General features: G+C 60.3%; 1 protein-coding gene. It reads right to left on the bottom strand.

Going from position 1 to position 725, the window contains the following annotated elements; genetic code table 11:
• Positions 1–725, bottom strand: a 725-nt coding sequence (locus tag RWK44_RS34875; RefSeq protein ID WP_316030182.1) for a calcium-binding protein, incomplete at both ends; no start/stop codon positions are given.

Raw genomic sequence — 725 nt, 5'->3', positions numbered from 1 at the left:
ATTGTTGCCAATCGTATAGCTGGCAAGCGCCGTCTGGAGCGTGTCTGTCCCCTCGTTGGCATTCTCGATCACAAGGTCGGTCGCGATATCGACGACATACATGTCGTCACCCGTTCCACCTGACATCGTGTCGGAACCAGCACCGCCAATCAATGTGTCGTTGCCGCCAGCGCCAGTGAGCTTGTCGGCAACGACACCGCCCTTGATGATGTTGTCGAGCGCATTGCCCGTGCCGGTAAACGCGGCCGTACCGCCATAGGTGAGGTTCTCGACATTGACCCCCAGCGTATAGGCGGTCAGATTCGTCTGCACCGTGTCGATACCCTCATCGGCATTCTCGATGACGATGTCACCGGTGGAGATGACATAGGTGTCGTCGCCCGTGCCGCCATTTAGCGTGTCGACCCCGGCTCCTCCAGCCAGGACATTGTTCAGCGCGTTGCCTGTCCCGACAAACGGACCAATTCCGATATAGGCGAGGTTCTCGACATTGGCGCCAAGCGTATAGCTTGCCAGGGTCGTGCGAACCGTGTCGGTTCCCGCGGCGGCGTTTTCGGCAACGCTGTCGCCGGCATTGTCGACGATATAGGTGTCGTCGCCCGCCCCGCCGATCAAGCTATCGGCACCTGCCCCGCCATTCAGCGTGTCATTGCCGGCGCCGCCGGAAAGCGTATCAGCGGCAGCCGCCCCTGTGATTACATTGTCCAGCGAGTTCCCTGTTCCGA

The sequence above is a fragment of the Rhizobium sp. 25PS6 genome (genome assembly GCF_032464655.1).
Lineage (GTDB): Bacteria > Pseudomonadota > Alphaproteobacteria > Rhizobiales > Rhizobiaceae > Rhizobium > Rhizobium laguerreae.
The sequence above is the reverse complement of the archived record's forward strand: the minus strand, read 5'-3'. Positions and strand labels throughout refer to the sequence as shown.